Source organism: Dyadobacter sp. LHD-138 (assembly GCF_030929615.1).
Classification (GTDB): Bacteria; Bacteroidota; Bacteroidia; order Cytophagales; family Spirosomataceae; genus Dyadobacter.
In genome coordinates, this window is sequence record NZ_JAVFVU010000006.1 from 1 (window position 1) to 16,900 (window position 16,900).

General features: G+C 42.0%; 26 protein-coding genes. All 26 read right to left on the bottom strand.

The genetic code is table 11. The features are described from left to right. Nucleotides 1-183 precede the first annotated feature (183 nt). The 26 genes from RB622_RS05455 to RB622_RS05580 all read right to left on the bottom strand — a co-directional run bounded on the left by RB622_RS05455 (nt 184) and on the right by RB622_RS05580 (nt 16,787). Entirely contained in the window at nt 184-2,307 is a 2,124-nt protein-coding gene (locus tag RB622_RS05455; protein WP_308045521.1) for a right-handed parallel beta-helix repeat-containing protein, read from the bottom strand. Between the two features lie 164 nt (nt 2,308-2,471). After that, nucleotides 2,472-2,651 carry a hypothetical protein gene (locus RB622_RS05460; protein ID WP_308045522.1) on the bottom strand — a complete coding sequence of 60 codons (180 nt, stop codon included), beginning with the start codon at nt 2,649-2,651 and terminating at the stop codon, nt 2,472-2,474. Between the two features lie 14 nt (nt 2,652-2,665). Beyond that, nucleotides 2,666-2,962 (bottom strand): helix-turn-helix domain-containing protein, encoded by a 297-nt coding sequence (locus RB622_RS05465; RefSeq protein WP_308045523.1) that lies wholly within the window; start codon nt 2,960-2,962, stop codon nt 2,666-2,668. A gap of 70 nt (nt 2,963-3,032) precedes the next feature. Beyond that, nucleotides 3,033-3,347: a hypothetical protein gene (locus RB622_RS05470; protein ID WP_308045524.1), complete on the bottom strand. Its 315-nt coding sequence runs from the start codon at nt 3,345-3,347 to the stop codon at nt 3,033-3,035. After that, a complete protein-coding gene (locus RB622_RS05475; protein WP_308045525.1) occupies nt 3,347-3,832 on the bottom strand; it encodes a hypothetical protein in 486 nt (161 codons plus the stop codon). Before RB622_RS05475 ends, RB622_RS05470 begins: the two co-directional genes overlap by 1 nt. Nucleotides 3,833-3,835: 3 nt before the next feature. Beyond that, the gene (locus RB622_RS05480) at nt 3,836-4,138 is read right to left on the bottom strand and encodes a hypothetical protein (protein ID WP_308045526.1); all 303 of its coding nucleotides are present in this window, start codon (nt 4,136-4,138) and stop codon (nt 3,836-3,838) included. A 51-nt stretch (nt 4,139-4,189) separates the two neighbouring features. Then, complete coding sequence (locus tag RB622_RS05485) at nt 4,190-4,426, bottom strand: hypothetical protein (protein WP_308045527.1); 237 nt, start codon at nt 4,424-4,426, stop codon at nt 4,190-4,192. Beyond that, complete coding sequence (locus RB622_RS05490; protein ID WP_308045528.1) at nt 4,423-4,779, bottom strand: hypothetical protein; 357 nt, start codon at nt 4,777-4,779, stop codon at nt 4,423-4,425. The genes RB622_RS05485 and RB622_RS05490 overlap by 4 nt, the downstream gene beginning before the upstream one ends. A 54-nt stretch (nt 4,780-4,833) precedes the next feature. Further along, nucleotides 4,834-5,049, bottom strand: a complete 216-nt coding sequence (locus tag RB622_RS05495) for a hypothetical protein (protein ID WP_308045529.1) — start codon at nt 5,047-5,049, stop codon at nt 4,834-4,836. A 14-nt stretch (nt 5,050-5,063) separates the two neighbouring features. Next, nucleotides 5,064-5,768 (bottom strand): hypothetical protein, encoded by a 705-nt coding sequence (locus tag RB622_RS05500; protein WP_308045530.1) that lies wholly within the window; start codon nt 5,766-5,768, stop codon nt 5,064-5,066. 5 nt (nt 5,769-5,773) lie between these two features. Beyond that, nucleotides 5,774-7,072, bottom strand: a complete 1,299-nt coding sequence (locus RB622_RS05505; protein ID WP_308045531.1) for a PcfJ domain-containing protein — start codon at nt 7,070-7,072, stop codon at nt 5,774-5,776. Nucleotides 7,073-7,075: 3 nt separating this feature from the next. Then, nucleotides 7,076-7,489, bottom strand: coding sequence for a PcfK-like family protein (locus tag RB622_RS05510; RefSeq protein WP_308045532.1), 414 nt, complete (start codon nt 7,487-7,489; stop codon nt 7,076-7,078). Nucleotides 7,490-7,516: 27 nt separating this feature from the next. Further along, nucleotides 7,517-7,963, bottom strand: a complete 447-nt coding sequence (locus RB622_RS05515; protein ID WP_308045533.1) for a hypothetical protein — start codon at nt 7,961-7,963, stop codon at nt 7,517-7,519. Nucleotides 7,964-7,975: 12 nt separating this feature from the next. Beyond that, nucleotides 7,976-9,478: a DnaB-like helicase C-terminal domain-containing protein gene (locus RB622_RS05520; protein WP_308045534.1), complete on the bottom strand. Its 1,503-nt coding sequence runs from the start codon at nt 9,476-9,478 to the stop codon at nt 7,976-7,978. Further along, nucleotides 9,426-9,662, bottom strand: coding sequence for a hypothetical protein (locus RB622_RS05525; protein ID WP_308045535.1), 237 nt, complete (start codon nt 9,660-9,662; stop codon nt 9,426-9,428). The genes RB622_RS05520 and RB622_RS05525 overlap by 53 nt, the downstream gene beginning before the upstream one ends. Before the next feature lie 3 nt (nt 9,663-9,665). Next, a complete protein-coding gene (locus tag RB622_RS05530; protein ID WP_308045536.1) occupies nt 9,666-10,589 on the bottom strand; it encodes a hypothetical protein in 924 nt (307 codons plus the stop codon). 72 nt (nt 10,590-10,661) lie between these two features. Then, nucleotides 10,662-10,952 carry a hypothetical protein gene (locus RB622_RS05535; RefSeq protein WP_308045537.1) on the bottom strand — a complete coding sequence of 97 codons (291 nt, stop codon included), beginning with the start codon at nt 10,950-10,952 and terminating at the stop codon, nt 10,662-10,664. A gap of 201 nt (nt 10,953-11,153) precedes the next feature. Then, nucleotides 11,154-11,675, bottom strand: a complete 522-nt coding sequence (locus tag RB622_RS05540) for a DUF4494 domain-containing protein (protein WP_308045538.1) — start codon at nt 11,673-11,675, stop codon at nt 11,154-11,156. Between the two features lie 221 nt (nt 11,676-11,896). Beyond that, nucleotides 11,897-13,024, bottom strand: coding sequence for a reverse transcriptase/maturase family protein (locus RB622_RS05545; protein WP_308045539.1), 1,128 nt, complete (start codon nt 13,022-13,024; stop codon nt 11,897-11,899). A 147-nt stretch (nt 13,025-13,171) separates the two neighbouring features. Continuing rightward, nucleotides 13,172-13,567 (bottom strand): hypothetical protein, encoded by a 396-nt coding sequence (locus RB622_RS05550; protein ID WP_308045540.1) that lies wholly within the window; start codon nt 13,565-13,567, stop codon nt 13,172-13,174. A gap of 2 nt (nt 13,568-13,569) precedes the next feature. Beyond that, nucleotides 13,570-14,085 carry a hypothetical protein gene (locus RB622_RS05555; protein ID WP_308045541.1) on the bottom strand — a complete coding sequence of 172 codons (516 nt, stop codon included), beginning with the start codon at nt 14,083-14,085 and terminating at the stop codon, nt 13,570-13,572. A 36-nt stretch (nt 14,086-14,121) separates the two neighbouring features. Further along, nucleotides 14,122-14,379: a hypothetical protein gene (locus RB622_RS05560; protein WP_308045542.1), complete on the bottom strand. Its 258-nt coding sequence runs from the start codon at nt 14,377-14,379 to the stop codon at nt 14,122-14,124. Next, nucleotides 14,361-15,122, bottom strand: a complete 762-nt coding sequence (locus tag RB622_RS05565; protein ID WP_308045543.1) for an HNH endonuclease signature motif containing protein — start codon at nt 15,120-15,122, stop codon at nt 14,361-14,363. The genes RB622_RS05560 and RB622_RS05565 overlap by 19 nt, the downstream gene beginning before the upstream one ends. Nucleotides 15,123-15,125: 3 nt before the next feature. Next, nucleotides 15,126-15,248 (bottom strand): hypothetical protein, encoded by a 123-nt coding sequence (locus RB622_RS05570; protein WP_308045544.1) that lies wholly within the window; start codon nt 15,246-15,248, stop codon nt 15,126-15,128. Between the two features lie 78 nt (nt 15,249-15,326). Then, on the bottom strand, nt 15,327-15,731 hold the full coding sequence (locus RB622_RS05575) for a hypothetical protein (RefSeq protein ID WP_308045545.1): 405 nt from the start codon (nt 15,729-15,731) through the stop codon (nt 15,327-15,329). A 93-nt stretch (nt 15,732-15,824) separates the two neighbouring features. Then, entirely contained in the window at nt 15,825-16,787 is a 963-nt protein-coding gene (locus RB622_RS05580) for a lambda-exonuclease family protein (protein ID WP_308045546.1), read from the bottom strand. Nucleotides 16,788-16,900 lie beyond the last annotated feature (113 nt).

Here is a 16,900-nt window from a genome sequence, read left to right on the forward strand (position 1 = left end):
CTTTGAAGCGTTGAAAATCGAACGATTCGTTTGTCTTCATTGTGTCTATAAGTTAAACTAATTTACTTATTTTTCCCCTTAAATAAATTAAGAGGTGACACAGTTTAGTTTACAGTCTCGTGCTGACTAATTCCACCTTATCCGACAAGTCAAGTTTTGGCCAATCCAAGTAAGTGCAAAATTCTACACTTTTATCAGACCCGCGGTTTTCTGATCAGTTATAAGTGTATTGATCTTTGCTTTTAATTCATTGACCAAAGCCTGCGTCGTAGATGCATCAGTGGCATTAGCAGTGCTAATTGTTGAAATAGCAACTGATTGGTTGACAATTCCTTTGTAAGTAGTGTCAGCCTCCTGATTTAAATAGCTTACTGACAAATTTGTTGATCCTCCGTTAAACTGAAAAGCATTCGAATTTGTAAAATCATAAGTTTTATTATTCGCTACAACCACATTATCCGAGGCACTGGTGTACTCTCTGTACAAACCTGACCCCTGTCCAGCATAAACCCCGACCGTTGTAAAAATGGGGTCCTTGTAGATCACATTGTCTGATATCCTGCCGTACGCGCTCCCCGCCCCCCACAGCATAAACGCAGGAGCAAATGCGTTAGTTACGTAGTAAGAGTTTCCAGAAATTGTGTTGTCACAAAGTTCAAAGTATTTCACATTTCCTCTCAAAATGCCTGTAACTCGCTGTGAATTGATAACTACGTTATTGTTAAACCGAAAGCCAACTATGTTTTGAACGTCGAAAACAGATCCTAATTCTCTAACTGTGTTGTTAAGCAATTCTATGTTCTCACCACCGTTCGAGATAATGAGCCTTCGATCATCTTGTATAGTCGTGCTTTCAAAATAGCAGTCCTGTATTCTGACATTTATTGAGTTGCCTAGGTCGATAAATTCAAATAAACTAGATCTTAGCCGTAAATCCAGAATTTTCGAATTGGTAAATGTTATATTTTTACTTCGATAATACAGGTAATTGTTATCATCCACCTCTATTACCTTTTGTATTACTTGGATAGCGTTGCCAAATTCACACTTGTCAAAAGTGTGATTATACGCCCCATCAAGTTTTATTGAATAAAATCTTGATGGCTGATACCCAAAGCGACAACTGGTAAATGCAACCCCATTCCCTCTGCTACCGTAATAATCTTGTACAACATTTCCGTCAAAAATGCAGTTCTCGAATCTTACGTTCAATTCTTCGTCTTCTCTCTGTGCCGTGACTGCTCCCCAATTGTTATTGTTTAAGAATTTACAATCGAAGAACAGGACATCTTTAAGGTGCACTGATGAAATGTCAGAATCTCTTTCAAGATCAACGCCACTTTCGGGTGCTGTACCTTTTGAATCCGAGAACTCACAATTATAAAAGGATAAACGCAGCCCCCCGTTGACACTTAGTCCTTGTCTTCTGTTATGATGTGATTTTACATTTACAAAGGTCACATCTGTACTTACTTGATAATTATTCAGGTAATCAGGAGAAATATAAAGACCGTCGGCCCACATGTGTGAGATGTCAACGTTTTCTATCAATACATTTTTACTTCCTTGGATGATGATACCGAACCCCCATTCACCGCCATCATTTTTTCCATAATGCCAATGATCAGCTGGATCTAATCCTTTGTGCTGGTTTAGTTCGGGATCCAAATCGAAGTCACCAATAACTTTACCGCCTCTAATGATTACATTTTCTTTTTGCCAGACATTTATAAAATTATAGCATTGCATGAATGTCCCTCTCATATGAAGGGTCACATCGTCCCCCATCTCAAAAGTCCTATTGGACGGAATATCGATTCCACTCGTGATAAGTGTGGATTCGCTTTGTCCTTGACCGTTTCCCATTTGCCAGGCGACGGCTCCGTAGGTAGGATCGACAAAATACTGGTAAGCTCCTCCCTCTCCACCTCTGTTTCCCCGACAAAAGTATTCACCAGGCTGGGTAATGATCACCTTAGGAGCAATTTTTAGCGCATTGTTGATTACCAAAGTATTCCTATCCGCCACAGCAGCAGTATTGGTCGCCGTTTGTAGGCCATAGTAAGCCATATCGCAGACTGAAAATTTATGCTCCAACGTCAGAGTTCCGATGACTATCACACTTCCCTGATCATCGGCCAGAGTGGTAGATGATTTGTAATAAGTAATTGCAGCAGGTGTATCTCCATATGCATAATAACCATGTAGCATTACGCCTACGTAGGTATCGTCGAGTACGGCTGCGATTTCTGGAGACGTAAGAGCGCGCATTTCCGCCATTGTGTTTTTGTGAAGGTATTGACTCATGGAAGGTTTTTTTAAGGTTTAATTAATCACTAATCAGTTACAAGCGCAAAGTACTATTATATATCAATAAAGCAATATTTTTCATTGGTAAATAGAATTTACATCATAACTGGTTACATAATTCGGCAAAATTGTTGAATCCTCTTCCGGAGGGTTCGAATCTGTTAAGGTTTAAGACTGCTTATTTTTCGCTTAAACCAAGCCGCCATTTCATCGAACACCATTAATTTCCCACAAATGATGTTTCTCAACTCTTTGTCGTCCTTTTGAGCTTCGTCCAGCTCCCGGTATGCTGCTTGTTGCATGTGGGTAAAGTGCCTGTATATTTCTTCGCTTGTTGGCATACGGTTCAAATCTGTTAAGGTTGTTTCGATATGAATCTTTTGACTTTTTTCAAAACAACCACTTCAACCAGTTCTTCCGAAATTTCCATTTTCTCAGTATCTGGGAAAAAATCAGAAATCTGACATTGGAAAATACCAGCCAGGGCGAATAGGTGGGCCGCCTTAATTTGCTGTCTTTCCATTTCCATATTGACCACAGAAACACGGTGCAATCCAAGTGCATTGGCAATATCATCTTGAGTCACTCCAAGCTCTTTCCGTTTGTCTCTTATTTGTTGCGCTATATAAGCATTCAATAATTTATTGTCCATAGGTTTGAATCTGTTAATGTTTCAAAAAATGGGAACCCGGAGGGTCTTCTCTCAACTGGTTCCCGGAATGCTATTCGATTGAATGACCGGGACATCCATGTTCAAAATGGTCAAAGCCTTCACAGTCGCTACATGGAAGCTTTCTCCATCCCTTAGCCAAAGCATTTTGCAGCATCAGTCGTGCTTCGGAATCAGAAAGCTCTTTCCCGTTCTCATCCGAGAATATGCCAGTCAAATCTTTCTTGCCTGCATTTCTTAAAAAACCTTGGATATTGACCGACATGTGTACCGTGTGACTAACTGTCTTTGATTCTGATACGCCTTCATCATGCAAGTCTCCCGAAATGGCCGATCGCCACATTTCATATTCTGGGTCGCTTTTCATCAGTATTCAATGTTTTTGTTCCAACAAATAATCTGTCCGGACATCGGTTTATTAAACCACGATAGGAGGTCTTGCAGCTCCAATCCGTCATTTCGGGCAACTTTTTCAAGGATACCTTCATCCTGTTCATCGCCGCCTACAATCCACAAGCATAAGTCTTCATCAACTTCCACGTCCCAAACCTTCTCAATCCTGATATCAGGCGCAATAATTATCTGAGGCGAATTGTACGGTTTCCCGGACCATACGCGAGGGCTGAACATGTCGCCAGCTTTCCAGTTATTGCCGGCGCGGATGGTGGTATACTTTGACCAAACGTCGGGCCGCATTACGCTGAAATCGCAAAGGTTTAACTGATCATCTGTGATTTCTATATCTCCCAATTCAAGGAACCCCTCGATAAGTTTTTCAACAAAATGAGTCGGCTGACCTTTTTTCGGATGGAATGCCGGGAATGTCCGACTGTATGTTAGAACTTTTGTCATGGCCTAATCTCTGGTTACAATTGATGGTGGATTCTTTGTGTTTTTATTTTCTTTCAACTCGAAACCCATCGCTTCCAATTTCGCCAGTACCACATTTGCCATGAATGGAGCTTGTCTATTAATTCGAATATTTGCCAGCTCAACACCACGAGAGTGACTTTCAATATATTCTGGTGGGCAATCCGGGTCGAGTGCCAAGCCCTCCGCAGTTTCGGCTCGGCCATATTCCATATCTTGATCTGCAATCTCGGCGTGCATGCCTGCGATTATTTCGAACCCAAACTCTAATTTTTGTTTATCTGTCATGAAATACTTTATCGATTACGGCTTTCATTAAAGCCAGGTTGATAATTTTATTTATGGATTTACAATACAAACCTTCTTCGCCCAGCTCGTCCCTTGTAAATACATGCCGAGATTGAAGTACACATTCCCTTTCTTTTTGAGAATGATCTCAGTGCCGTCCCTTACCGACAATTTCACCCGCTGAACTTTATGAAGCTGGATCCGTTCGCCTTCATCGAAGAAACCATCAATCAGGAGAAAGTCCCCCTGATTGATATCGACGAGTGTTGTTACGTCTTTTAATTTCATTTCTCCTGCACGAAATGTTCGCCACCAAAAACAAACTGATTATCGACAATCTCGCCCGGTGCAATTGTGTTGTCCGGATTACGAACCCAAATCTTATCACCGGTAGTCAGGTAAGTAAACTCCCCTATCGAATAATGCAGATAGATCTTGTCAATCCGATAGTCGATTTTAACGACATCAGGCTTTTCGAACTGAACGATCTTATAAATACGTCGGCCATCAGGTAGATTAGTCTGGTAGCTGCTCCAAGTGGTACCAGTGAATTGATCTGATGGCTGTACGACAACTACCTTTTCTTCTTTGCAACTAAAAAGGCTGATTGAGAGAAGTAAAACTGCGAGTGATTTTTTCATTGTGATGATAAATTGATTTGTTAAAAATTGATTTAAGGTTTATTGTGTACTGGGTTAATGGTATGGTTCCAATTTGGAGAACCGATAGGATTCCTTTCGGACCTCCTGCTGATACAGCTGTTTCATATCTTCAACCAGGTTGCCTTTCCATTCCCCTTCGTAGGTTTTACGGACTTTCGTTTCCCATCCATTTGTTTCATCTTTGACCTGATATTGGGCAGATCGACCCAAAATGACGACACGTTCGACGTCAGTGATTGGTATGTTCATTGTTTGTTGATTGATTAAAAAATTGATAGTTGTTTAAAGTCAAATGATGATTGCCCATTTGTCCAAATAGCTTCATAATTCCGACCAGATGAACATTGCTGTGAAACCAGAGGCTTAAAGTCCATCCAATTCGCCTTGGTGTTTTCGCAAACGATAACTTGGCCGGTCCGAGATTGACACCAATCCGCTAAAAGATTGAAATCAATATTCCGATTGCTTTCCCGGTAACAATGCCCCCCGAACTGATAAGGTGGATCAATAAACCAGGTTGCTTCCTGATCCGGAATATCTTCATAGCTGCTCCACTGAAACTGCCAATGTTTTATTTTCCAAAGATTCTGCGCGACCTGGTTGATATTATAATTTAGCCTATTTGGTCTTTCCCTTGCTCTTACCGTGGCTTTATCGGTGGGTGAGCGATGTGCATATCCAATTAAAAACCCCATTAAAAGCCGCTGCTCTTCGCAATCGTATTTGTGATTATTGATATTCTCACCATGCGTGAATCTAGGCAAACTCAAAATGTCATTTGCGGAGCAGCTTTGTAAAAACTTCCAGATTTTGATGATCACCTCATACTTGTCAACCAAAAGAACTTCCCTGTCAAAATATCTCAGAGCATAACGAGCGGTACCGGCGAATGGCTCAATGATCTTTCCGTGTCTAGGTGGTGGGTAATGCTGAACCACATTGGTTTTGGCTCCGTAATAACTCCACATATACTTCAATTAATTAATCGGCTTATCTTGTTCAGGTTATTTTTAACCAGATTTACTATTTTTTCGTGGTGCTCGGTAGCTTGGTTACCCCTTCCTCGTGCCTGAACGATCGTCAACGTAGACAGAGAAATTTCGATCGTTTCAATAGGTTGATCTTCTATTCGCGCTGACAGACACAATGAACCTTCTTTTTTGTAATATCCACTCCCGAATAAACAGTGTCTTAATAATTCGCTTTCCTTTTGAAATTCTTCAACCGTTTCAAGCACTTTGACTGTGATCTCTCCCTCGCTGAATGAAATCCCAAAGGACTTGCCTTTCTGCTTTTCATACTCAGCTTGCCAGTCTTGAAGATCTCTCCGGGCTTGTTCAAGTTTCCTTCGCTTTGATACCTCACGGTGCTTTTTAACAAGCCGATCGTGTGAATCTTTCAAATCGATCGGGCATATGTAATGGCTACTGAGAAGGTCCTTATTGAAAAAAGAAAGCATGTTCAAGTAATCCACCCACGTACCTGCATCTTTAATAATGTAATTATTTCGGATGCAGATCTTGATACTCTTCCAATACTTCGTTATCGGATCATTGTAAGAATATCGAGAATAGTAATACGACAACATACTGATTTGATTCGCTTTGAGCAGCGTTTCGAACTGACTGTCTTGAAGTATGACCTTAAAGAAGTTCGCCGGAGAAATACCATGAAAGTTCCCTTTAAATCCGTTCCTCCTGATTTCAGGGAGGACTTTACGTTTCGGATGAATCTTGTTTGGAATAATCGAGCTCCGCAAATTGGAAGCTTGCGACATTGTTCCTTTCAATTCCAATTCGCTCAAAAGGATCCAGTTATCGTAGTAAAGTGACATAGGATTTACCGATTTTGAAAAAACCGCCGACTTCCCACCTGCCGTAATCCAATGCTGCATTACTTCGGTACAGCTCAAATGAGCTACTGTCCCAATCTTGCAATACTTTGTTAGATAAATCACTCTGACGACCTGAAATTCGCCGATCGTTGTCAGGATAGCCCAATACGATGCTTTTTGGTGTTTTCTTTTCGCTGTCAGTTCGATTTTCAATTCCTTCCCGCATGACGGACACTCGCAACCACCAATCGTTACCAGAAGGTTTGCTTTCTGGCTCCAAGAATGACCACACTCCAAACAACCGGCTTTATGCTTTGTAATCGTACCCGAGTTTTCAAAACAATTGTCATATCCCCAACGGATTTGCTGTTCCGTAATCGGTTTTAACTTCTTCTGAACTTCGACTACCTTCTTTTGAAATTTCGTTTTCGGCTGCATGACTCAAAACAATGAAGATTGAACTAATACAGGTTGCTCCTGTTTTTTCTGAGGTTTTTTCTTGATCCGCTGCGCTTCCTGCTCAACGATCTTATCAAATGCAAGCTGTTTCGCTTTTTCGATATCTTCCGGAGAAAGTTCAGGAAGTTCGACGCTGCGATTGACCACGACTTGACAGTTGACCGGCTTCCCTGGCTTGATGTCGTCTTCATCGTAATAGTGCACGGCCATTCCAAAGATCTCGGCGTCAGCGAATCCGTTACATCCGCTTTTTTGGACCTGGTTAAGAATGTAGGTGATACATCCTTCGATACTTTTGTTTGTCTTTTTCAGTGTTTCCGCAAACAATTCGTCATTTTGGGCCAGGTCTTCCAGATACTGGCTTATGACTTTTTTGAAGTCGTCTGTTGATTTCATACGATCAGTGTTGAAGCTTGAATGATCTTAATCCCTGTTTATAAATTCCAGATCTCCCTCAGGAGTCATGCGCAGCGGGACATCGAAGCGCTTGAATTGCTTCTGCATTTCCTGCCAGAAAAGAGGCTGCTGTGCCTTATGAATTTCACCCATCGAAAGAGCGATCATCAGCAGGTTATGGTGCATGCTCACGATGCTTTCCATCTGATCATTGACTTTATTCAGGTCCGTGCCAGGTACTTCATTTCCCCAAAGACAGGACTTCGCATGATTTTCTAGCTCGTAGACGAATGCCTTGGCCACCAGCTTCAATTTGTGCCTGTAAAGATCCGTGTGCTCCATTTCGTCCAGCGTACGGATCAAGTAATGAACGGATGCAGAGAGCGTCAGCGCAAGTCCTTTTTCCTTGTTGTTCAGCGAGCGGGATTGACGAACCGGTTTAATTCGCCTTGGTTGCGAAATTGATCTGATCATGTTTGTGTAAGATTAAAAGGGAGGTTCTCCCAGGTGGTTAAAAACTTCGTTTCTTGAATAATTATGGATTTGCTGGGCATTTTTTACAGCAGCATTTACTGGTTCCGGCATAACGACCGGCTGTCCTGACCCTCGATAATCCGAAAAGTGGTTGGTACCCAGATCAGCGTAACGGTCCACTCGACAAGCTTCTCCATCTCTATTTTTCAAAATGTAATAGCAGTACATTTTTTCGTCAAAGAGCACCTCGCCATCTTCCAGTTCATCATAAATCTTAATCCCCTTCCGGATGTAATACAAGGGGTTAAAAAGTCCGATAACTAAGCTGGCGTCTTGTTCAAGCTGTCCCGAATCTCTTAAATCTGATTCCTTGGGCCGAGGGTCAGTTCTTCCCTCTGTTCCCCTACTGAGCTGCGCCAAGGCGATTACAGGTATTTTCAAATTTCGCTGCATTGTTTTGATCGCCTTACTAATTTCCGTTACCCGGTCGTACGAGCTCTTATATCCCTTGATATCCAGATACTGGATGTAGTCGATGATGATCAGCTTGATATCCTTTTTCCGTTTCCATTCGGTAGCGATAGCTTCAAGTTTTCTCACATCCTTGACTGACATGTCATCGTAGAAATAGATCGGAAGCTTCCCAATTTCAGATATCGCGGTTTCAATTCGCTTGTACTCCTCGATGTCTATTTCTCCCTTTCGGATCCGCTGGTACGGCACTCCCGATTTCCTTGCCGCCATTCTGAACGTTATCTGCTCAGAAGGCATTTCGACAGAGAAAAACCCGACTCCTGCCCCAGATTCCGCTGCGGCGAGTGTAAAATCAATTCCAACAGCCGTTTTCCCCATTGCCGGCCTTCCCGCGATGATGATCATCTGATCATCCTGCCAACCGCCGAGAATGCTGTCAAGCTTTTTGGATCCCGTGGTCACGCCCGAAATCTTTCCAGTCTGTTGCAGCTTCATATTCTGATCGATGCGTGCCAGTGCATTTTTGCCAGAGTCTTTGGCCGTTTTTTCCAGAATCCCACCACCGGTTAAAGTCAGCGCTTCATAAGTCTTGTAAACTAACTCAGCAACCTCTGAATCCTTGTTTTCTTTCTTCAATTCGGAATTCAGTTCGATATTCAGATCTGATGCTCTGCTGCGTCTAAAAAGAGACAAAACACCCTCAGCTGTATCGAAAACCTCTCTTTCGGTTTGCGGCACCATTTCATCATTGCTAAGACTGATCTTCTCCCTGCGAATGATTGAAAACTGATCTTTGGACCTTAACCGCTGGAAAACAGATAGGTTTTTAATTTCAGCTCTCTCGTTATAAAGCTCTCTGATTGCGGAGTAAACCATTCTCGCTGCTTCATCCTGAAAAACTTCATCATAGGGTATCAATTTTTGAACAATGGAAATAAACTCTGGATGGTGTACAAGCGATGTTACCAGCATTCGTTCGGACCAAATATCAGAGAACTCGTTTCGGTAATGTCCAGTGTCCTTGCTGTTTAAGTTCTTCATAGTGGGTCAAAAGCCTCTTGGCCTGTTGGTCGGTTATTTTTTCCTCAATCAAAAGTTCAAGCGTTAGACCAATCAGATCATCAATAATCGGTGGCGGCGCATTTGCTGGATTTACGTCCGGCGTTGGTTTTAATTTCCCCCGATACGCTGCATCTCGCCAGGGAGTTTTGAAAATATAGCTCATGACCTATATTTTTTTCATTCGTAAGTGTGCTGGAATTTCCATCACCTGTACTGATTTACTGGACTTTAAGACGTTTTCATGGCGTAACCTGACCCAATTCATGAAATGCGATTTTGCGTCCGAATAGCTTTTTGAAAACTTCTCTTCGATAATTTTTTCAGCTATGAATGTTTGCAAATAACTCTGAAAATCAACCAATTGTATTGAATTAACCTTGCAGACAGTCTCGACCAACAATTCGCTTTTCCACATCTGCCGACCGAATTGCTTCAATTCTTCAATCCTGGGATCGTCGTCACCGAGTTCAGGTTGGTGATCCGCGGCAATAGCCTCTTTCAACTTTTTTCTTTCTTCTTCGACGAATGCAGGATAAGATTCCTGCTGAGTTTCTCCCAATTCAGCATCTTCAAGTTCATCGAAATCGACTTTTTCAACTTCTTCTTCTTTTTGAATTATAGTAGTAGTAGTATTAATACTAGTATTATTATATGTCGGAAAATTTTCCGAGTTATTTTCGGATTTTTTTCCGAGTTTTCCCGGATTATTTTCCGTCGCTCGGATTTTTTTCCGACCCTCGGAATAATTTCCGGCACTCGGATTTTTTTCCGGGTTTGGCTCGTGACTGTTCCATTTCTTTCCTTTTTCAGTGATCGAAACGTAGTCTTTACTATCGATTTTTTGAAGTAAAATCAGGCCTTTCTCTTCCAACTTTTTGAAATAACGATACACAGTGTCTGGCTTATCGGTAAGGATCGGCAGCTCTTCAATCACTTTGTGGCGGGAAGAAAAGAAGTAATCACTGCCGTTAATAACCGTTTTGTCCGCCCAGCTCGGCAGTGTGTATATCCAGGAAAAAAGATAAGCTTCCTGAATATTCAACTCCCAGGCATATGATGATATGTTATCAATGGTGAGCGAAAATTTCATATTAAAAACAACAAAAATGGATATACTTCCCTTCTAAAATCAGCTAACCATTATACCTATACGCACCCACTTTTATCCTCTTGTCAATGGTGTAACCTCCACAACATTCCGGATGGGTATACTTAGGACCTTATTACCTCGCTCCCATCCTATCAGTTTGCCAAAATGATTTACTTTGGCTACCAGGCCCCAATAACTCAAATGAATAAATTTGACTTCCTCTTTACCCCGCTCCTGTGTTTCGATTGATTCCAGACGCCCTGAAAACGATAATGGCGGAGCCGCGTTACTTTGGGCGCTGTCCTCACCTCTGGTTTTGACGATGACAAGCTTCCCAGTTTTTACACTTGAATGAATATTCATTATATCTTTGAATTGCGATTTAACACTAAATAATCCCTGTACGGGCAGGGCGGACTAGACCAACGTGCGAAAGGCAACGCACTAACTGCCCGTACAGGGATTTGAGTATCTCTGCCTTTGTTGTTAACCGGAAGTCCACCCCGGAAACATAAGAAACAAATTTAAAAATATTTAGTTGCAATGCAACTATTTAATATTCATTCAAGGAATATTTTCTTCCTGTGAATTTTCTTTGCTTCGTTCTGCAAGCACTTCGGAAAGAGGTCTGAGGTTATCCGGGATCTCTTCTTCCTCTTCGTCGACCATATAAGGAAACACGTCCAGGATTGTCGTTAAATTAAGATCTGTGGTCTCATATGGAATGAGCATCGTGCGAAGGCTCTCTGTGATCCGCTGCAATGCCTGGTCAATTCCGTCGGCGTTTACCAGCATATAGTTCACAACCTTCTTATCCTTGCCAGACTTTTCGTCCACAGAGTAATAGATCACTTTGGCCTTGAACCATCTTTCGCCGTCTTCGTAGGTAAACAGATCCGATAGGCGCATCTTATTAATTGCAGTGACAGAAAAGTCGCTTGCGCCGGTAACAATTTGTTTGTAAGCCCGTGCCTCTGCTTCAGTGAAACTGACACTATCAATCAGGTAACACTCATTTATCGTTTGCAATGCTCCTGCATTGTCTTCTTTTTGGTAGCGAATGTTCGCTTTGTACCAACTGGCCATTATCTTGATTATTTAAAGGTGAAATACGTTATTTAAATTCTAGTCTCATATTATCTTCCTCGATCGTAGTCGTGAAGGGAAAATCTTCCGGAGATACTTTTTGAATCGTCGCCTGAAGTATTGTTGATCCGGTAAAAACTACTCTCATCTCGCCCCCGATAGAAACTTGTATCTGAAGACACTTTGCGTTGCCCTTTTCGGGATATTTAGAATTACTAATTTTAAACGCGTGCACTGTAATTTCTCGGTTCACCAGCCTTTTCATGCTGATTTTTTCGCCAATCAAGCCACCGACCTCTGCCTGAATGCCCATTTCGCTGAACTTCTTTATTTTTTTCATCGGAGAGTACTTTTAATAAATTTTTGCAATCGGCGTGCTTGGTCCATCCTTTGTATGCTTCAATAGTGGACCTGGATTTCCTCTTGGCAACAGCTCGCGCGAAATTTTTCTTTATCGATTTTCTTAGTCGAGTATACCTTCGCCTGAAAACATATCCAAGCATATCAACGCCACGGATTTCTACTGAAAATACCTGGTAATTCGACTTTATTGATAAATGGAGGTCAACTTCCAAATAAATCCGGATATCCGACAATATCTGATGCAGGTACCTTTTGGATCCTGAAAATATGGCTATATCATCGCAGTACCTAAAATAATATCGAACCTTCATTGTCTCTTTCAACCAATGATCAAAATACGTCATGTATAAATTGGCCAGGTGTTGTGAAAGATAATTGCCGATGGGCAAACCTTCTGCACTGTCAATTATTGAGTCCAATAGACTTAAAAGATCTTTATCCTTTATTTTAAGCCGTATGATCTGTTTCAATATTTTCCGATCAACGCTTGGATAAAACTTTCGAACATCAATTTTTAAACAGTATGTGGTATTTTCTTCATCCTGTAATGCTTTTTTGATTTTTAAAGCAGCAGAATGGACGCCCCTTCCTTTTATGCAACTATAAGTGTCAGCAGTGAACATACTCACCCATATATCTTCCAGGATATTCATGATCGCGTGTTGAACAACGCGGTCTATAAAAGGCAACCGGTATATCTCTCGGCGTTTTGGTTCGAAAATTACAAAAATTTTGTACGGAGAAATTTTATAGGTTTTGTCAACCAGCGCCCGATGGAGCTTCGTTAAATTCCCTTCTGGATCTTTCAAGTACTCTCGTACGCCAGCCTGGTAAAACTTCCCTTTCATTGCTTTTCGTGCGGCCAATCGAAGATTATCCATATCAACGATTCGTCCGTACAAATTTCCATATCTCTTCATAAAGCCTATGCTTTGCAGGTCATCTTCCCGAAACGGTACCAAAGCCCCATAAAATTTGTAAGTCATTTTTTGGCATGTTGCCAAGGTTTGCTCCGCCAATTATCTTTCATTAGCATTTTCGGGCACTGACGTTCGAGTTCGAGTTGTCGTAGTTGTAGTCGTTGTACGAGAAACTGGGACTGCCTGCAGCCAGCGGAACACAACCCTAATATTTTATTTTTCCATTGTCATAAATGGCTTGAATATATGCGGGAAAGTCGTGGCGGCATATTTAGCACGCGCTCTACTTCTAAAAACAAGGCGGGCACCGACGCACGAGCGCGAGTAGCCGCAGCTGAAGTCGTGGTACGAGAAACCGGGACCGCCCGCAGCCTCGCTTCGCATCCTCCACCATATCTCGTACTTATCTTCATAGGTGTCAAAATCGGGGATCCATTTTGAACCGTCATCATTTTGATTGATAGCCTCCGTCAATACTGTTGCATTAGTAAATGAGTTAGCCGCAATTTGACGGTCAGTAGAAGGGTTTTGGAAAAGGTCAATGGTTGGATCGAATTTGGTTGCTTTGTAAGCGTCTTCCAGTGACTGAATTGATTCGTAATTTTTCATAATTATACGGATGGGGATAAAAATTTATTATAAGTTGAAACGAAATGTTGGCCTGCAAAAACAGCATGCTCTCTTTTTCTGAAACTGTGGCGGGCACCGACGTTCGAGATCGAGTAGGCGTAGATGTAGCCGTCGAACGAGAAACCGGGACCGCCCGCAGCACCTTCATCCCAATAATGTCTTGGGAAATACTTCGGAGTTCCGTCCGAATAATCCGGCTTCCACCAATTGCCGTTTTCGTCTTTCCCATTTAGAGCCTTGGCAACAATATCGATCTGATGCGAAGCGAATTTAGATTCACGATCCTCCTCAGGATAAAAGCCAAAGTTCTCGATAGTCAATGGCTTAAATTCGACAACCTCACATGCCGCCTCATAACTAATGACGATATCGGTAATATTCGGGTCGAAATTAAACTCCGGATAAAAATCCTTCATCCATTTTTTAATGGATGGATCTGCGTTGTTGTATGCTTTTAAGGCATTCGCAGGTGACGTGATTAACATTTGTGTTTCCATTGGATTTGATTAAGTATTAACTGTTGAAAAATTCTATTATGACAATCCGTTCTTTGTCCGGATCAAATCATTGACCGCCGACATTTGCGCCACTTGCGTCTTTGCGATGTCTACTATTCTGCCGGCCACCATGGCGGCGCATTCGGCCTGGGGAATTGCTGCAGGGTTGTTTTTAACCTCCTTCATTTGCTCTATGAGCATTTTGGAAATTTCACCCAGGTTTACCATTCCTTCCGGAATCTGGATCGGTGGCAGCATCGATTTGTTCGGCTGAGCTAATTCTGTTGTTTGCATGATCTGCGAAGTTTTATTTGATTACGTTTTAATTCAATTAGTTCCGGGTGCTTCAATACCTCAGTTTGAAGCTGTTTATTTCTGGGTGCAATCCAGTTGGCTACGATTTGGTCCGAAGCGTTAATCATCGGATTATTCACTTTACCTTCCCGGTACAACCGGCGCATCGTTTCCGACGCCTTTTCCCGATTCCTGTTTCGGTTTGAATTTTCACCACGGGTGATCATTTTTAGATTATCGGGCTCAACATTCAATGTATTCCCGTCAATGTGGGTGATCAATAAACCTTTGGGTATCTGGCCATGCAGATTTTCATAAACATGACGGGCCAGCGGGATCCATTTCTTTTCGACACGGATGAAATAATATTGAAATCCATTTTTGGCGTTCCGAATTGAGATATCACCTTCTTTTTTTGAATTGGCCGGGATGATGCCCTTTTTAAACATTGTCCCCTTTACCTTTTCATAAATTTCAGCTGGCATCTCCTTTCCCTTGTTGTGTGGAGTGAAGCCTTTTGTAAATCTGTATGGGATTCCAAGGTCGCCACCGACGATTCTACCGCTTTGTGTTGATTTCAGGTACTCTTCTGACTTTTTAACCCCAAGTTCTTGCGCCAGATTGTACACCTGATTTAAAGATTTCCCAAAGACTGCGGCAATATCAGCTGAACTTTGATCTGGATAGATCCTTTTAAATATTTCAACTTCTGCATCGGTCCAGATACGACGTTTCAGTTCCATGGACTATTTGAATTTAAAAAGTTTAAAGATCGCTTCCAGGGCAAAAAAAGGTATAAAAATTAAACAGGAAGCAGCAAGAATGCCCAGCCAAACGAGTGCATGAACGATATTTAGTATTTTAATCATGATGAAATGAATTTGACACGGTTAACTGCAATGCAGCGCTGGAAGAATGTCCGGCGGCATAATTACCCTCCTCTATCTTTAATTGTTGAGCGCCTTATTTACGGCAGCTTTGATAAATTCATAGACATCGTAAGCATCTCCGGTACCAAATTGCTTATGTTCCAAATAAAGAATGGCAGCATTTAGCAGGTCCGGCGCAGCGGCAATAAGATTTGCGTCCGGGTGATTTAATGTTTTAAACCAACTGGCATGATGACGCCTTCCTTCAACTTCTTCACTGTATTGCTCGGCTCGTTCCATGATCAATAATCCGCCTCCTATATCTTTGTTAAATCTTGGAGCTGCTCCGCCGGTTCCGTATCGAGCAAAGTCCATAACAGTCAAGTCGAAAGCCGGAACCCCACCGCACAATTGAACATTTTTGTGCTTTTCGTTTATTTCCCATCTCCAAGGACCTACTGTTCCTTTAAATTGATATTTCATATAAATTTAAAATTTTGAAATTGAAAGAAACCCTGTAAAACAGGAGCCGAAAAATGTCGACGGCATAAACACCCTCCTTTTATTTTATTTTTATTATTTCAAAAGAAACCGTCTACTACCAGCTGTATTTACCAAAAACTGGGAATACAATTCAGGATGTTTCTTTTCAAATGCTTTGGTATCGAACTTTTGACTATCCTTGGCCGCTTTCCATGTTGCTAACGACTGACCGGAATACATGAGCGCCTCTGCGTCCATCATAAAAAGCTTTGTGTACTCTTCGATCTCGTCTTTCTTGGCGTCAAGCTCTTTAATCTGTTCTTTGACATCCTTCAAGCGAGACAATTCAAATACAAGACTTTCCGGCGCCTCGACAATCTTTCCGTCAAAATGCTTGGCATATTTAAGAAGGACGTCCTCGGAGCTAATCATATCAGGCTCAACCCTACCCTGAACGTTAACGAACCAGAATTTTTCCGCTTCTTCAACAAGATACTCGTAGAAATCAGGGACAAGAGCCACATCTTTGTACCCGAACTCTCTACCACCTTGCAGCCAGGCAATGGATCCCTGCTCCTTTTGCATGACGCCCATTTGATACTGAACCTGAGCAAACCAATACATCGGCAGATCATCACCATCAACGGGCATTTGAGTTGTCTTGCACTCCAAAATCCCTTTGTTGTCGTCGTTTTTGGTCATACCCGGTATCCAGTAAGTCCGGTCCGGAGATACTCGGAGAAAATCCTTTTCCGGATGAACATAAATGTTTTCAGCTGACGATGATTTGATAACCTGGCGCCCGGATTCATCCTGCCAGAAAAGTGACACGGCGTCTTCCAGATAGTGCCCGGCTTTCATCGCGAACGATTCAGTTTTGGGCGGCGTCTGACCGGTTTTTCTCAGCCATAACTGGTACGGCGTTTCCCACTTGTTTAAAGCAAGTATGGTTGCAATTTCTGAACTACCGATTCCCTGACGAAGTGATAACCATTCTTCACGAGATTTCGGAGAAAGCTTAATTGGTTTTGCGATTGCGGTGAATGTACTTGACATGTTTTTTTTGAATTTAAAAACTGACAGGAATCGACTTCCATTCCACTTGCAACACTCGGCATCTCCCGACTACGGGCTTATCGCTGTTGCAATGTTTGATGTCAGATAAGTTT

Excerpts from the sequence above, each read along its gene's own strand:
- RB622_RS05455 (WP_308045521.1), bottom strand. The coding sequence starts at position 2,307 with ATGAGTCAATACCTTCACAAAAACACAATGGCGGAAATGCGCGCTCTT.
- RB622_RS05460 (WP_308045522.1), bottom strand. The coding sequence starts at position 2,651 with ATGCCAACAAGCGAAGAAATATACAGGCACTTTACCCACATGCAACAA.
- RB622_RS05465 (WP_308045523.1), bottom strand. The coding sequence starts at position 2,962 with ATGGACAATAAATTATTGAATGCTTATATAGCGCAACAAATAAGAGAC.
- RB622_RS05470 (WP_308045524.1), bottom strand. The coding sequence starts at position 3,347 with ATGAAAAGCGACCCAGAATATGAAATGTGGCGATCGGCCATTTCGGGA.
- RB622_RS05475 (WP_308045525.1), bottom strand. The coding sequence starts at position 3,832 with ATGACAAAAGTTCTAACATACAGTCGGACATTCCCGGCATTCCATCCG.
- RB622_RS05480 (WP_308045526.1), bottom strand. The coding sequence starts at position 4,138 with ATGACAGATAAACAAAAATTAGAGTTTGGGTTCGAAATAATCGCAGGC.
- RB622_RS05485 (WP_308045527.1), bottom strand. The coding sequence starts at position 4,426 with ATGAAATTAAAAGACGTAACAACACTCGTCGATATCAATCAGGGGGAC.
- RB622_RS05490 (WP_308045528.1), bottom strand. The coding sequence starts at position 4,779 with ATGAAAAAATCACTCGCAGTTTTACTTCTCTCAATCAGCCTTTTTAGT.
- RB622_RS05495 (WP_308045529.1), bottom strand. The coding sequence starts at position 5,049 with ATGAACATACCAATCACTGACGTCGAACGTGTCGTCATTTTGGGTCGA.
- RB622_RS05500 (WP_308045530.1), bottom strand. The coding sequence starts at position 5,768 with ATGTGGAGTTATTACGGAGCCAAAACCAATGTGGTTCAGCATTACCCA.
- RB622_RS05505 (WP_308045531.1), bottom strand. The coding sequence starts at position 7,072 with ATGCAGCCGAAAACGAAATTTCAAAAGAAGGTAGTCGAAGTTCAGAAG.
- RB622_RS05510 (WP_308045532.1), bottom strand. The coding sequence starts at position 7,489 with ATGAAATCAACAGACGACTTCAAAAAAGTCATAAGCCAGTATCTGGAA.
- RB622_RS05515 (WP_308045533.1), bottom strand. The coding sequence starts at position 7,963 with ATGATCAGATCAATTTCGCAACCAAGGCGAATTAAACCGGTTCGTCAA.
- RB622_RS05520 (WP_308045534.1), bottom strand. The coding sequence starts at position 9,478 with ATGAAGAACTTAAACAGCAAGGACACTGGACATTACCGAAACGAGTTC.
- RB622_RS05525 (WP_308045535.1), bottom strand. The coding sequence starts at position 9,662 with ATGAGCTATATTTTCAAAACTCCCTGGCGAGATGCAGCGTATCGGGGG.
- RB622_RS05530 (WP_308045536.1), bottom strand. The coding sequence starts at position 10,589 with ATGAAATTTTCGCTCACCATTGATAACATATCATCATATGCCTGGGAG.
- RB622_RS05535 (WP_308045537.1), bottom strand. The coding sequence starts at position 10,952 with ATGAATATTCATTCAAGTGTAAAAACTGGGAAGCTTGTCATCGTCAAA.
- RB622_RS05540 (WP_308045538.1), bottom strand. The coding sequence starts at position 11,675 with ATGGCCAGTTGGTACAAAGCGAACATTCGCTACCAAAAAGAAGACAAT.
- RB622_RS05545 (WP_308045539.1), bottom strand. The coding sequence starts at position 13,024 with ATGACTTACAAATTTTATGGGGCTTTGGTACCGTTTCGGGAAGATGAC.
- RB622_RS05550 (WP_308045540.1), bottom strand. The coding sequence starts at position 13,567 with ATGAAAAATTACGAATCAATTCAGTCACTGGAAGACGCTTACAAAGCA.
- RB622_RS05555 (WP_308045541.1), bottom strand. The coding sequence starts at position 14,085 with ATGGAAACACAAATGTTAATCACGTCACCTGCGAATGCCTTAAAAGCA.
- RB622_RS05560 (WP_308045542.1), bottom strand. The coding sequence starts at position 14,379 with ATGCAAACAACAGAATTAGCTCAGCCGAACAAATCGATGCTGCCACCG.
- RB622_RS05565 (WP_308045543.1), bottom strand. The coding sequence starts at position 15,122 with ATGGAACTGAAACGTCGTATCTGGACCGATGCAGAAGTTGAAATATTT.
- RB622_RS05570 (WP_308045544.1), bottom strand. The coding sequence starts at position 15,248 with ATGATTAAAATACTAAATATCGTTCATGCACTCGTTTGGCTGGGCATT.
- RB622_RS05575 (WP_308045545.1), bottom strand. The coding sequence starts at position 15,731 with ATGAAATATCAATTTAAAGGAACAGTAGGTCCTTGGAGATGGGAAATA.
- RB622_RS05580 (WP_308045546.1), bottom strand. The coding sequence starts at position 16,787 with ATGTCAAGTACATTCACCGCAATCGCAAAACCAATTAAGCTTTCTCCG.